At 38.6% G+C, this 14211-nt stretch carries 14 protein-coding genes; 11 read left to right on the top strand and 3 right to left on the bottom strand.

The genetic code is table 11. The annotated features are described in order from the left end of the window. Positions 1-160 precede the first annotated feature (160 nt). The 6 genes from spoVS to RCG24_RS07980 all read left to right on the top strand — a co-directional run bounded on the left by spoVS (position 161) and on the right by RCG24_RS07980 (position 6551). On the top strand, positions 161-421 hold the full coding sequence (gene spoVS / locus RCG24_RS08005) for a stage V sporulation protein SpoVS (RefSeq protein WP_038541258.1): 261 nt from the start codon (positions 161-163) through the stop codon (positions 419-421). A 612-nt stretch (positions 422-1033) separates the two neighbouring features. Then, on the top strand, positions 1034-2770 hold the full coding sequence (locus RCG24_RS08000) for a 2-oxoacid:acceptor oxidoreductase subunit alpha (RefSeq protein WP_202653965.1): 1737 nt from the start codon (positions 1034-1036) through the stop codon (positions 2768-2770). Next, entirely contained in the window at positions 2771-3637 is an 867-nt protein-coding gene (locus RCG24_RS07995; protein ID WP_202653966.1) for a 2-oxoacid:ferredoxin oxidoreductase subunit beta, read from the top strand. 166 nt (positions 3638-3803) lie between these two features. After that, a complete protein-coding gene (miaB, locus tag RCG24_RS07990; protein WP_202653967.1) occupies positions 3804-5348 on the top strand; it encodes a tRNA (N6-isopentenyl adenosine(37)-C2)-methylthiotransferase MiaB in 1545 nt (514 codons plus the stop codon). Between the two features lies 1 nt (position 5349). After that, positions 5350-5802: a YlbF/YmcA family competence regulator gene (locus RCG24_RS07985; RefSeq protein ID WP_202653968.1), complete on the top strand. Its 453-nt coding sequence runs from the start codon at positions 5350-5352 to the stop codon at positions 5800-5802. 203 nt (positions 5803-6005) lie between these two features. Next, positions 6006-6551 (top strand): outer spore coat protein CotE, encoded by a 546-nt coding sequence (locus tag RCG24_RS07980; RefSeq protein ID WP_202653969.1) that lies wholly within the window; start codon positions 6006-6008, stop codon positions 6549-6551. Positions 6552-6655: 104 nt separating this feature from the next. On the opposite strand, the gene RCG24_RS07975 is transcribed toward RCG24_RS07980, so the two are convergent. Next, entirely contained in the window at positions 6656-7549 is an 894-nt protein-coding gene (locus RCG24_RS07975; RefSeq protein ID WP_308078844.1) for a LysR family transcriptional regulator, read from the bottom strand. Positions 7550-7767: 218 nt separating this feature from the next. On the opposite strand from RCG24_RS07975, the gene hpaB reads away from it, so the two are divergent. From hpaB to RCG24_RS07960, 3 genes are all read left to right on the top strand, one after another. Then, the gene (gene hpaB, locus RCG24_RS07970; protein ID WP_308078843.1) at positions 7768-9249 is read left to right on the top strand and encodes a 4-hydroxyphenylacetate 3-monooxygenase, oxygenase component; all 1482 of its coding nucleotides are present in this window, start codon (positions 7768-7770) and stop codon (positions 9247-9249) included. 105 nt (positions 9250-9354) lie between these two features. Further along, positions 9355-9831, top strand: a complete 477-nt coding sequence (locus tag RCG24_RS07965; protein ID WP_308078842.1) for a flavin reductase family protein — start codon at positions 9355-9357, stop codon at positions 9829-9831. Between the two features lie 15 nt (positions 9832-9846). Next, positions 9847-10737, top strand: coding sequence for a cytidyltransferase (locus tag RCG24_RS07960; RefSeq protein WP_308078841.1), 891 nt, complete (start codon positions 9847-9849; stop codon positions 10735-10737). 49 nt (positions 10738-10786) lie between these two features. Here RCG24_RS07960 and RCG24_RS07955 read toward each other — a convergent pair whose 3' ends face one another. Then, on the bottom strand, positions 10787-11293 hold the full coding sequence (locus RCG24_RS07955) for an MFS transporter (RefSeq protein WP_308079139.1): 507 nt from the start codon (positions 11291-11293) through the stop codon (positions 10787-10789). Positions 11294-11316: 23 nt separating this feature from the next. Next, entirely contained in the window at positions 11317-11997 is a 681-nt protein-coding gene (locus RCG24_RS07950) for an MFS transporter (RefSeq protein WP_308078840.1), read from the bottom strand. 55 nt (positions 11998-12052) lie between these two features. Between RCG24_RS07950 and hpaD the strand changes: the two genes are divergently transcribed. Together hpaD and hpaI are read left to right on the top strand one after the other, a co-directional pair. After that, the gene (hpaD, locus tag RCG24_RS07945; RefSeq protein ID WP_308078839.1) at positions 12053-13039 is read left to right on the top strand and encodes a 3,4-dihydroxyphenylacetate 2,3-dioxygenase; all 987 of its coding nucleotides are present in this window, start codon (positions 12053-12055) and stop codon (positions 13037-13039) included. 249 nt (positions 13040-13288) lie between these two features. Continuing rightward, positions 13289-14209, top strand: a complete 921-nt coding sequence (gene hpaI, locus RCG24_RS07940) for a 2,4-dihydroxyhept-2-ene-1,7-dioic acid aldolase (RefSeq protein ID WP_374049135.1) — start codon at positions 13289-13291, stop codon at positions 14207-14209. Positions 14210-14211: the final 2 nt, after the last annotated feature.

Here is a 14211-nt window from a genome sequence, read left to right as displayed (position 1 = left end):
CCACTATGTAAGAAACAAACATAGTCGTCTGACGCCTTTTTTTGTCCAAGCCGGAATATGTCTATTGTCTCTTGAATATAGTAGGAGTGGAATGATATATACCTGATTTGTTCATGATACTGCTCATGCGGAATCGGGATTTTACAAGGGGGAGCTAGGAATGGAAATATTAAAAGTTTCAGCAAAATCTAATCCTAATTCTGTAGCTGGTGCACTTGCCGGAGTTCTGCGTGAAAGAGGTGCGGCAGAAATACAGGCAATTGGCGCGGGTGCATTGAATCAAGCCGTAAAGGCAGTAGCCATTGCTCGAGGATTTGTAGCACCTAGCGGAGTTGATTTAATTTGTGTCCCGGCATTTACCGATATTTTAATTGACGGGGAAGAACGCACAGCTATAAAGTTAATTGTAGAGCCACGCTAAAAACAATAAAATCCAAGCGAAGAACACGACGCAAAAATTTAAAAATGGCTGCCTGGTTGTTTATAACAAGCAGGTTTTTTTCATGCATGGTTAGGTTCCTCCCTTTTTTAGTTAATAAGAAATTATAAAATTTTTCCGAATTTTATAATTTCTTATGTCGCATAAATTCAACTACGCCTCTGTCTTCATCCTTAAGGACTCGTCAGTCGGCGAGTTTTCATTTTGGAAAATAATCGAGTTGCACGAAAAAATATTATTCTACAATAAAACTTTCTGTTTTAAAATGAAGGGATTATTTGCTATAAAAATGAAGGGGAAAATATTTAAGAATATAGGTTTCTCCCATTTGTTTAGGCTAAAAATCTCGCAAACCAAAGTGCTGATTTAAAATTATAAAAAAATATTCATATTTTAGACAATATTTCAGGCAGAAGGGTTGCATTTTTTTTAACATAGGTCTAGAATTGAAAGCGTTTAGAGGTGGCCTTAATTCTAGTAAATTCTCTATTTTTAACAATGTTATGTTAATTTTTAGCGAATTGCTCGGAAATGTGCTACTCTAATACATGATTCAAGCTACTTATTTTTTACATATCCAAAGGGGTGTAACTAATGATCAATCAACTTTCATGGAAAGTTGGCGGACAACAAGGGGAAGGTATTGAAAGTACGGGGGAAATCTTTGCAATTGCACTGAATCGCCTGGGATATTACTTGTATGGTTATCGTCACTTTTCATCACGTATTAAAGGCGGTCATACCAACAACAAGATCAGAGTAAGTACGACACAAGTTCGTTCTATTTCTGATGACCTTGATATCCTTGTGGCATTCGACCAGGAAACTATTGATTTAAACTACAAAGAGCTACATAGCAATGGGGTTATTCTTGCAGATGCAAAATTTAATCCGAAAAAACCTGAAGACACGCAAAGCTCATTATATGCCGTTCCATTTACGGAAATTGCAACAGAATTAGGAACTTCATTAATGAAAAACATGGTAGCGATTGGTGCTACTTCAGCTATTTTGGATTTAGATATTCACGTATTTGAAGAAGTAGTTCGTGAGATTTTTGGCAAAAAAGGGGATCAGGTTGTTGCCAAGAACATGGATGCGATTAATGCTGGTTTCAGCTATACGAAAGAGAAAATGGATGGTAAGGTTCCAACCATGCAGCTTGAAAAAGCAGACGGTAAACACCGTATGTTTATGATTGGCAACGATGCCATCGCGTTAGGCGCACTTGCCGGCGGCTGCCGTTTCATGGCTGCCTATCCGATTACACCAGCATCTGATATTATGGAATATTTAATCAAAAAATTACCGGCACTCGGCGGTGCGGTTATCCAAACGGAGGACGAAATTGCCGCATGTACGATGACTATTGGTGCTGCTTACGGCGGCGTTCGTGCCCTGACAGCTTCATCAGGCCCTGGACTATCATTAAAAACGGAAGCAATTGGTCTTGCTGGTATAACCGAAGTGCCGATTGTCATTGTTGATACGCAAAGAGGTGGTCCTTCTACTGGTCTGCCGACAAAGCAAGAACAATCTGACCTTATGGCAATGATTTACAGCACTCATGGTGAAATTCCAAAAATCGTGATTGCTCCAAGCACGGTTGAAGAGGCATTCTATGATACTGCTGAAGCCTTTAACCTTGCCGAGGAATATCAATGCCCTGTTATTGTTCTATCTGATTTACAATTGTCTCTTGGTAAACAAACGGTGGAACCGCTTGATTTTTCCAAAGTAGAAATTCGCCGCGGTAAACTCGTGACAGAAGAACTTCCAGAGATTCCAAACAAAGGTTACTTTAAACGCTATGAAGTAACAGAGGATGGCATTTCACCACGTACTATCCCTGGGATGAAGAACGGTATTCACCATGTTACCGGGGTTGAACACGCGGAAACTGGTAAACCTTCTGAATCGGCAGCAAACCGGATTCAGCAAATGGATAAACGGTTACGTAAAATTGAAAATATTCATTTCAAAACACCTGTATATAAAAATGCACCACATGAAGAGGCTGATTTATTAATCGTTGGTTTTAACTCTACTCGAGGTGCTATTGAAGAAGCGATGGATCGGCTTGCAAAGGATGGATTGAAAGTAAACCATGCTCATGTCCGTTTAATTCACCCATTCCCAACAGACGAATTGCTTCCGCTTGTTCGTTCTGCGAAGAAGGTACTGGTAGTTGAAAATAATGCTACAGGTCAATTGGCCAATATTTTAAAAATGAATGTAGGCTATGCCGATAAAATTACGAAATTTGTTAAATACGATGGCAATCCATTCCTGCCTCATGAAGTACATTCAAAATGTAAGGAGTTGTTCTAAATGGCCACTTTTAAAGATTTTCGAAATGATGTAAAACCTAACTGGTGTCCTGGCTGTGGGGACTTCTCTGTACAGGCAGCGATTCAACGGGCAGCGGCGAATGTCGGCTTGGAACCGGAAAACTTGGCTGTCATTTCTGGTATTGGCTGTTCCGGTCGTATTTCAGGATATATTAATTCTTACGGCTTCCATGGAATCCATGGTCGTTCTCTGCCAATTGCTCAGGGAGTAAAAATGGCCAATCGTGATTTGACCGTTATTGCATCCGGCGGTGATGGTGATGGTTATGCTATTGGTATGGCTCATACGATTCATTCCATCCGCCGTAACATCGATATTACTTATATCGTAATGGATAACCAAATTTATGGCTTAACAAAGGGGCAAACATCGCCACGTTCAGCAGTAGGTTTTAAAACAAAATCTACACCAATGGGTTCCATCGAACAAGCTGTTCATCCGATGGAAATGGCGCTAACTGCCGGAGCAACGTTTGTTGCCCAAGGTTTTTCAACTGATCTAAAAGAACTTGTAGCTTTGATCGAAGCGGGGATTAAACATAAAGGTTTCTCTTTAATCAACGTGTTTAGTCCATGTGTTACTTATAATAAAGTCAACACGTATGATTGGTTTAAAGAAAACTTAACGAAATTAAGTGATATTGAAGGCTATGACCCCGCAAACCGTGAAATGGCCATGCAAACATTGATGAAGCATAATGGCTTGGTAACAGGGCTTATCTACCAAAATAAAGAGCATCCTTCTTATCAAGAGTTAGTTCATGGATACTCTGAAGCTCCATTAGCAAAAGCAGACCTAAGCCTTAACCAAGAACACTTTGATAAATTAGTGGCAGAATTTATGTAATATTATCTATACTGAGAGTCCCGGGATGATATGGTCCCGGGATTTTCTATTGTTTTCAAGCAATGAAACCTTTATACTATTATAATGTGCAGATGTGCCTTTTTCACGTTGCTTATGAAAAGTTTGTGTTAATGGTTATTTTGCAAAGAAAGGAGTTTTTTCATACATGAATGAAAAACAACGTTTAGAAAGTCAGCAAGTAAATACGGCTAATTCTTCGGACAAAAAATCCGCTAAGGATTATAGCAAGTATTTTACCAAAATCATTACAGCGCCTTCATTAAAAGATGCTAAAAAACGCGGTAAAGAAGAAGTTCAATACCATAATGATTTTGTAATCCCCGAAGAATTTAAAGGCTTGGGAAAGGGACGGAAATTCTATATTCGTACGTATGGCTGCCAAATGAATGAGCATGATACGGAAGTTATGGCTGGCATCTTTTTGGCATTGGGATATGAACCTACAGATCGGACTGAGGATGCCAATGTTATCCTGCTTAACACATGTGCCATTCGAGAAAATGCCGAGAATAAAGTTTTTGGTGAATTGGGTCATTTAAAGGCATTAAAAATGGAGAACCCAGACTTATTACTTGGTGTCTGTGGCTGTATGTCACAGGAAGAATCTGTTGTTACCAAAATTTTAAAAACATACCAACATGTTGATATGATTTTTGGAACCCATAATATCCACCGTCTGCCATACATTTTAAATGAAGCTTACATGTCTAAGGAAATGGTGGTGGAAGTATGGTCTAAGGAAGGGGACGTTATTGAAAACCTTCCAAAAGAACGCCGCGGTCATATTAAGGCATGGGTAAATATTATGTATGGCTGTGATAAATTCTGTACGTATTGTATCGTTCCTTATACACGCGGAAAAGAGCGCAGCCGCCGTCCAGAGGAAATTATCCAGGAGGTCCGTCAACTGGCGGCTCAGGGTTATAAGGAAATAACACTTCTAGGTCAAAACGTAAATGCTTACGGGAAAGACTTTGAAGATATTCAATATGGTCTTGGTGATTTAATGGATGAAATCCGGAAAATCGATATTCCTCGGGTGCGGTTTACAACAAGCCATCCACGCGACTTTGATGACCGTCTGATTGAAGTTCTTGCAAAGGGTGGAAACTTGATGAATCATATTCATCTGCCAGTACAATCAGGCTCAACAGAAGTCTTGAAAATTATGGCTCGAAAATATACAAGAGAACAATATTTAGAGCTTGTCAGAAAAATCAAAGCCGCGATTCCGGATGTTGCCTTAACAACGGACATTATCGTCGGTTATCCAAACGAAACCGACGAACAATTTGAAGAGACGCTTTCACTTTATCGGGAAGTCGGCTATGAAACAGCGTATACGTTTATTTATTCCCCTAGGGAAGGAACACCAGCGGCGAAAATGGAAGACAATGTTCCGATGGAAGTCAAGAAGGAACGCTTACAGCGTCTAAATAACCTCGTGAATGAGCTTTCTGCTGAAGCAATGAAAAAATACGAGGGTCAAATTGTTGAAGTCTTGGTTGATGGGGAAAGCAAGAACAATCCGGATGTCCTTGCAGGTTACACAACGAAAAACAAGCTAGTAAACTTTATCGGACCTAAATCAGCAATTGGCAAAATTGTCAAGGTGAAAATTACAGAAGCGAAAACCTGGTCTTTAAATGGAGAAATGGTAGAAGAAATAGAACCAGCTGAGGTGAAATAAGGTGGCGAAATATACAAAAGACGATATCGTCGCTCGTGCTGCGGAATTAGCACGAATGATTGCGGAAACGGATGAAGTGGACTTTTTTAAGCGAGCAGAAGCCCATATTCATGAAAATCCAAAGGTGAAAACATTAATTGCTGATATCAAAGGACTGCAAAAACAAGCAGTCAATCTTCAGCATTACGGCAAACTGGAAGCTTTAAAAAAGGTTGAGGAAAAAATTGCGGAAATTGAAAAGGAATTGGATGAGATCCCCATTGTTCAGGAATTTAAGCAATCACAGCTTGAAGTCAATGAACTGCTGCAACTCATTGCTTCAACCATTTCCAATACGGTAACGGACGAAATCATTATTTCTACCGGTGGCGACGTCTTGCGCGGCGAAACTGGCGCTAGCATCAAAAGCGGCGGTTCATGTGACGGTCACGGAGATTGTGACCACGAACATTAATCATGTAAACCAGGCTGTTAAAAGCCTGGTTTATTTTCATCTCCCAGCATATTCTGCCTAATGATGAAGCGGAACACCTCTATTTATCCTGCATAAAATGTCTTGACTAAACTTTTAGCCAGTATTTAGAAAAAAATCAACTCACACTAGTCTAGACATTCGCATAGGATGAAATGAAACAGAAATGAGGAGGTTCGCGCGAAATGGGAGAATACAGAGAGATATTTGCGAAGGCCGTAGTCGCGAAAGGACGTAAATATACTCAGTCCAATCATACGATTAGCCCGGCACATAATCCATCGAGCATACTTGGCTGTTGGGTTATCAACCATAAATACAACGCGAAAAAAGTTGGCAAAACAGTAGAGATCCATGGCTCCTATGACATCAACGTTTGGTACTCTTTTAATGATAATACCAAAACAGAGGTTGTTACCGAACGTGTTCAATATACCGATGTCATTAAGTTAAAGTATCGTGACAACGATAGCCTGGATGATAACGAAATTGTCGCTAAAGTACTGCAGCAGCCCAATACCTGCGAAGCGGTTATTTCCCCGAACGGCAACAGAATTATCGTCCATGTAGAAAGGGAGTTCCTCGTCGAAGTCATCGGAGAGACAAAGGTTTGTGTTCGTGTCAATCCGGATGGCTGTAAAGAAGAGGAAGAAGATTGGGGAATGGATGTTGACGATGAAGAATTCGAAGAACTAAACCCGGATTTCCTTGTCGGCGGTGAAGAAGAATAATGATAACTAGGAGGTTTTTGCTTCCTAGTTTTTTTCATGTATGGAAAAGTGGAGCCAGGAATTATCCCTAGCCCATTTTACGATTAAACAGATTTGTTCAATTTTTAAGTCTGCTCATCTTCAGATAACTGCTTTTGAAATGTCTCTATAAAGCGGAGTGCACTTTTTGACAGATAACGATCCTTAAGCCATATAACTGCTGATTCTGATTCAATGGCACTGTCCTCAATTTCTATGACTTTTAATTGATTTGTTGGAAATGAAAGCAAAGTGTATTTAGGGAGAATGGCAGCACCAACCTCCGCTCTAACTAACGAAAGAAGCATTGCAGCATCGGGACATTGACAAACAACATTTGGAATCAAATCGCGACTTCTAAAACGATTGATTACCAGTTCAAACAATCCAACCCCTTTTATCCGATGTAAAAGCATTAATGGCAAATCAGCTATCTCCTCCAATTTCATTTTTTTAACATTTGACCAGGTCTCTGGTATAACTAAAACAAAACGATCTTTTGGAAGTGAAAGCACCGAAAAATCATTAAGGTCTAATGGAAGACGAACAATAGCAAGTTCTACGTCCCGGTTTCTTACATAGCTCGCTAAGAGAGAAGAATCTCCTTCATGTAGCCTAATAGTCACTAATGGGTAACGTTCTCGAAAAAATTTAATCCTTTCTGGTATAAAAGAAAAGCAAGTTTTTACTGAACCAATTGATAAAAGCCCTTTCAAACCATCTCCAACTTCTTTAACTTCGGAAACAGTGTCTTCAAATCGTTGTAAAAGATCTTGGGATTTTTCAAATAATATTTTTCCGGCTTCAGTTAATTCAATAGTTTTCCCATTACGTTCCAATAAAGTAACGCCAAGTTCTTGTTCTAACAATTTTAACTGCTGACTTAAGGGTGGCTGAGCCATATGTAGTTTTTTGGCCGCTCGCGTGATTTGCCCTTCTTGGGCAATGGTTGAGAAATAACGAAGCTGTTTTAGATCCAATTATATTCCTCCTTTTCCATTATATATATGTTTTTCGTATGTTAAACCAATTTTTTTTGTATTTTTCATATATGATAACACATGTTAAAGTAATATTGTAAGCAAAATTCAGATTATTCTATAATTTAAGCGGTTACATTTTTACTTTTTGAATATCATTACTAATTACTAATGGTCATAACTGCTTAAAAAAAGATTTGAAAGGAGAAATGGAAAGAATGCCAGCAAAAACAGGAAAACAGTATATTGAAAGAGTAGACCAAGCTCAAGCAAACATTTGGATTGATGGGGAGCAAATAAAAGGAAAGATATCAGAGCATCCAGCTTTTAAAGGAGTAATGAAGTCACAGGCTGAATTGTACGATATGCAACACGATCCCGACAAGAAGGATTATATGACGTATACATCGCCAACCTCAGGTGACCCGGTTGGTACATCCTATATTACACCAAGTACTAAAGAAGACTTGGAGAAACGACGGAAAATGATTCAAGAATGGGCAAAATTTAATGGGGGGATGATGGGACGTTCGCCTGACTATATTAACACAGGAATTATGGCCTATGGAAATGCATCAGAAATGTTCGGGAAACAGGACCCGTTTTATGCAAAAAATATGCAGGAATACTATGAATATTGCCGGGAAAATGACATTTCTTTAACTCATACCTTAATACAGCCGCAAGTGAACCGGGCAGTTAATTCTGCACAATTGTCTGATCCATATATTGCAGCAAGAATTGTTAAAAAGACATCTGAAGGGGTTGTCATTCGCGGAGCCAGACTTTTAGCAACACAAGGCGGAATGACAAATGAAATCATGGTATTTCCATCGACCTTATTAAAGCAAGTAGAAGAGGAGAATCCCTATGCCTATGCATTTGCCATTCCAAATAATACTCCAGGTTTAAAATTTATCTGTCGTGAATCTTTTGATTATGGGAAGTCCAATTTTGATCATCCGCTCGGATCACGTTTTGAGGAAATAGATGCGATTGTCGTATTTAATGATGTCGTTGTACCTTGGAATCGCGTTTTTGCTTTGGGTGATGTGGGAGTGTGCAACCAGGCCTACAATGAAAGTAATGCTGTCGTTCATATGACCCACCAGGTTGTGTCTAAAAACATCATGAAAACGGAATTTGTTCTTGGAATTCTGCAGTCACTGGTTGAGACCATTAATATTGGACAATTTCAACATGTCCAAGAAAAGATGTCTGAAGTAATTATTACCTTAGAAACGATGAAAGCATATGTGATTGCTGCAGAAGCAAATGCAAAGGTTGACAAATGGGGAGTGATGACACCTGACTTTACTCCATTGAATATTGCACGCCACTATTTCCCTAAGATTTATCCAAGATTTAGTGAAATTATGCAGCTATTGGGGGCTAGTGGCTTGATGGCGATTCCAAATGAAGCCGATTTTAATTCTGAAATCCGTCCTGACTTGGATAAGTATTTACAAGCAGCAAATGGTGATGCCTATAACCGCGTAAGACTTTTCCGTCTTGCATGGGATGTTTGTATGAGTGCATTCGGATCAAGACAAACACTTTATGAGCGTTTCTTCTTTGGGGATCCAGTAAGAATGGCAAGCAATTTATACAATGGTTATCCGAAACAGGGGTATGTCGACCGTATAAAGGATTTTTTAAATAGATCCGAGTTGACACAAGACTCTGAGATTAAGCTCTAAAAAATACGAGAATAGTAGGGACACGTAATTGAAAAGATATTGCCCATAATGAAATGAAGAAGTCCCTATTTTATCTAAAAATTTTTAATGGAGGCTTTTTTAATAATGGATGATCGTATGTTTAGAAATGCTATGGGGAAATACGTAACAGGAGTAACGATTGTTACGACAGAATTAGATGGAGAAGTTCATGGTATGACTGCCAATGCATTTATGTCAGTCTCCTTAAATCCAAGATTGGTATTAATCTCCATTAGTGAAAATGCAAAGATGCTGGGTAAAATCAATGCCTCAAAAAAATTCGCTGTCAATATATTGTCGGAGGATCAGAAGGAAATTTCTATGCTGTTTGCCGGACAAATCAAAGAAAAACGAGAGATTGAATTTGACCGCTTGGGAGAGCTGCCGGTCATTAGGGAATCGTTAGCGAACATTAGCTGCAAAGTATATAGCCAACATGTTGAAGGGGATCATACACTATTTGTCGGTGAAGTAACGGATCTTGTTCTTCGCGATGGAGATCCGTTAACATTTTATGAAGGGAAATATTGTGAAATAGCCAAACTGGTTGACATTAATTAAGAGGAGGTGAAAGGGATGGAAATCATTCATATTCAGCATCCTATTTCGGAAACTTTGAAGAACCAAATGGCACCATGTGCCCTTGCATTAGGATTTTTTGATGGAGTTCATAAGGCACACCAGAAATTATTGCAAACAACGAAGGAAATTGCTGAACGTAATCAAATCATCTTTGCCGTAATGACCTTTTTTCCGCATCCTCGTGAGATTATTAATCCAAAGCTGAAGATGAGATATTTAACGCCAATGGTCAGCAAAGAAGAGCGTTTTCTTGAGATGGGGGTTGAAAAGTTGTTTGTTGTCCAATTTGATCCTTACTTTTCATCCCTTTCACCCGAAGAGTTTGTTGAACATTATATTATTGGGGTCAAATGCAGGCATGTTGTTGCTGGATTTGATTACCATTATGGGCGAATGGGAAAAGGGGATATAGAAATGTTAACAAACTACGGTAAAGGTAATTTTTCGGTAACAATGGTTTCAAAACTGGAATACGAAGGTAAGAAAATAAGTTCCACGGCAATTCGAGAATTACTTTCCCTAGGAAACGTCCAAACAATTCCTCATTTTCTTGGCGATTATTATGTGGTAAGCGGGCAGGTACAACAGTCCTCCATCTATTACAAAAACCATCAGTTCTTAAAAATTTTGATTGATCAATACAGGTCTCCTTCACCTAGTGTGTATAAAGTGATCGTAGAATTAGAAGGAAAACGATATTGGGGTATCTGCCACCAAATCTCGCTAATAAATAACTATGTTTCATTATTAGTACATGTATCAAATTGTTTTATCAATGCCCATCAAAAACGGGTAAAAGTCATTTGGCTTGAAAAAATTTTTGGAAAACAAAAGGAAGTTTTTGATATGGGCAAATATTTAGATTACGATGAGTTAATTATTTAAGAGGAACAAAAAAAGGAAGACGTTTTGTTAAGTCTTGCCGTGGACTTTCCTACAAATATTTCTTTTGTTTCTCTATCGATATCATATTTTTTGACTGAAAACTATGAAATATGTAAACCAGTAGAAGCAATAGAAGGAATAAGGAAGAATATCCGAACATTGCACTGTACCCCGCTTTACCGGCAATCCATCCGAGTAACGGTGACCCTAAAGCCATACCCAAATCCATTCCTGTTAGAATCATGGCATTAGCCGTTCCTTTATTATTCGGACCGGCTTGACTTACCGCCCATGATTGTAAGGTCGGTTGCAAAACTCCATATGAAAGTCCGTAAAAAAAAGCGGAAAGTAATAATATCGTGACATTGTTTGTTATTCCTAAAAGTAACAGTGCAGCTATTCCAAATAAGCATGCTGGAAAAACTAAAATTTTATGCCCCAAGCGATCAAACACAATGCCAGAAATAGGTCTAATGATAATCATCATCACCATAAAAACAAGAAAGAACAAAGAGATTTTTGTACCAAGTCCGGATTCTTTACCAAGACCGTCGATGAAATTAAAAACTCCACCAAATGTTATGCATAGAAAAAAACTAAAATGGATGGCAGCAATATCTTTTTATCAAAAATATAATCAATCATGGCTTCTTTTCTAGAAATTGGAACGGTTTCCGGCATTAGGGTATATGAAGGCTTTGTTTGCATAGATAGGAAGCATCCGAAAATCAAAAGTTCGACAATGAGTGAAAATAATAGAACGTACAGAAATGAAAACGAATGAAAAATAGCAATTGTCGCTGCTGGAGCAAGACTGGCTCCCAAGCTGGTAGCCATACCAAAAAAACCAATACCCTCACCAAGCCGTTTCTTTGGAATAATGGTAGTAGCTAATGTAGCCAGTAATGTAGTAATTATCCCGAAGCCGATGCCTGGTAAAACTCTTAAGGAAATCAAAATGGGAATGGAATAGTTATTTATACTGAAAGAAATACATCCAAAAATCCCTATTAAAGTATAGATAATAGATTTCTTTATTTCAAGCTTTGGCAGGAATACGCTTATAAATGGGCGGGTAACGATCGCAGCAAACATAAAGGCAGTCGTCATCGTTCCACCCAGTATTGGGCTACTCTTCATTTGGGTTATAAATATCGGAAACCCTGCGTTTAACATATGTAAGTCGAAGAAAAAAAGAAAAGTAGTAAAAACGATGAAAATAAAAGATTTAGTCCATAACTTTGGTATCTTCCCGGTCATGTTCTATCCTTCTTTCTAAAAGTAATAAATTTTCATATTGAAAGGGTGTATCAAAATGATAAGAAAAAATTTTGATATTGTGCGTTTGCACCATGCTGAAATTACGGTGACTGATTTAGAGCAGTCGCGGGAGTTTTACTGTGAAGGTTTAGGCTTAATAGAAACTGAGTCGGATAAAAATCATATTTATTTAAGAGCTTTAGAGGATGCAAATCACCATTGTCTGGTCTTAACAAAAGGAAACCAGGCCAGTTTAAAACATATTGCCTACCGAGTAAGCCAGGATCAAGATCTGGATATGCTGGATGAATTATTCACTGAATTAGGCGTGAATAAACGCTGGGTCGCCCCAAGTGAAGAGTGGGGACAAGGTCGCGCACTTAGAATTCAGGATCCAGGAGGCATCCCCGTTGAATTTTTCTTTGAAATGGAAAAAGCGGATCGGATGCTGCAAAAATATCACCTCCAGGGCAACGTTAAAATTAAGCGGATTGATCATGCAAATTGTTTAGTTACAAATATCGGAGAACTGTATGATTGGTATAGTAATCACTTAGGCTTTAAAACATCTGAATTTACCGTAAACGGACATGGGAAAGAGGAAAATATCTGGGCTGCATGGATGCATAGAAAACCCAGCGTTCATGACCTTGCACTTATCAGCGAAAAAGGCCCGCGCTACCATCATACGGGATTTTGGCTGGATGACGCGAAAGCAATTTTAGATGCATGTGATCATATTGCTTCATTAGGCTATTATGCTAACATAGAGCGGTCACCGGGAAGACATGGGACTTCAAATGCCTTTTTTGTCTACCTAAGAGACCCGGACGGCAATAGAATTGAATTATATACAGGTGATTATTTTACCAATGATCCTGATTGGAAACCAATCAAGTGGCATTTGGATAATCCACAAAGGGCGACATTCTGGGGAGCACTCCCGCCTGACAGCTGGAAAAAAGAAGCGGTCCCAGTTGAAGACATTCTTACTGGTCAACTGCTTCCGATTGAATCCATTAAACGGTATGAAAAAGCATAGGCAGTTTCTACAGGGAGCCCCAAAATAGTGGCTCCTTTTAATGGTTTCAATGAATTATGGATATGATTAAAAAACTCAAAGTAAATAAAAATCATATATGATTTTTTGAATAATTTTATTGAAATCGTATATGATTTGGTATATGATTTAATTGTATAAAAAATATCGGCTCTTTGTAAAGAGTATTATATTTTTTTACCTCAATTAGTCTGAAAATATATAAAATTTAAACAAAGGAAGGGAATGGCCATGTTTGAAGATGTAAAAAAACGTTTAAGAGGATCAATTGCCCCAGTTATTACCCCATTTAATGAAGATGAGTCGATTGACTTTAAAACAATGAGTGATTTGATTAACTGGCAAATTGAAAGCGGCAGCCACGCTATTTCAGTTACAGGTACTTCAGGTGAACCAAGCTCTTTAACAGTTAAAGAACGGGAACAGGTTATGGAGAATGCAGCCAAAACCATTAATGGAAGAGTTCCATTTGCCCCAGGAACCGGATCTGTCAATCATCAAGAAGCACTTCATTTAACAAAGGTCGCACAAGAGCTCGGTGCAGATGCTGCCATGGTTATTGTTCCTTACTACATCAAGCCATCACAGCATGCCCTATATAAACATTTTAGGACGATTGCAAATTCAGTAGATATTCCGATTATTATTTACAATATTCCCGGACGTACAGCAGTAAATCTTGAAATTAACACATACAAAAGATTAGTAGAAGATTGTCCAAATATTATTGGAGCTAAGGAATCTAATAAAGATTTTGAACATGTCAACCGCGTTTTATTAAATTGCGGTAGAGATTTCCTCTTATATTCCGGTATTGAACTTTTATGTTATCCAATGCTGACGATAGGCGGTGCAGGTTCCATAAGTGCCACAGCAAACGTTGTACCGGCTCAAGTGGCAGAAATGCACAATGCTTGGGAAGCAGGAAATTACGAAAGAGCTCTTGAACTTCACTATGAACTGATGCCATTAAATGATATTTTGTTCGCGGATACTAACCCAGCTCCAGTGAAGGCTGCGCTTGGAATGATGGGTAAAATAAAACCGGTATTACGTAAACCGATGAATTTGTCGACACAGGAACTTCAAGATAAAATTCGTGAAGTGCTAAAGAAATACATTGAATTACCGGATCACCAGCCTTCAAGATAGTT

The sequence above is a fragment of the Neobacillus sp. OS1-32 genome (assembly GCF_030915425.1).
GTDB lineage: Bacteria > Bacillota > Bacilli > Bacillales > Cytobacillaceae > Neobacillus > Neobacillus paridis.
This window is presented reverse-complemented; position numbering and strand designations above follow the sequence as displayed.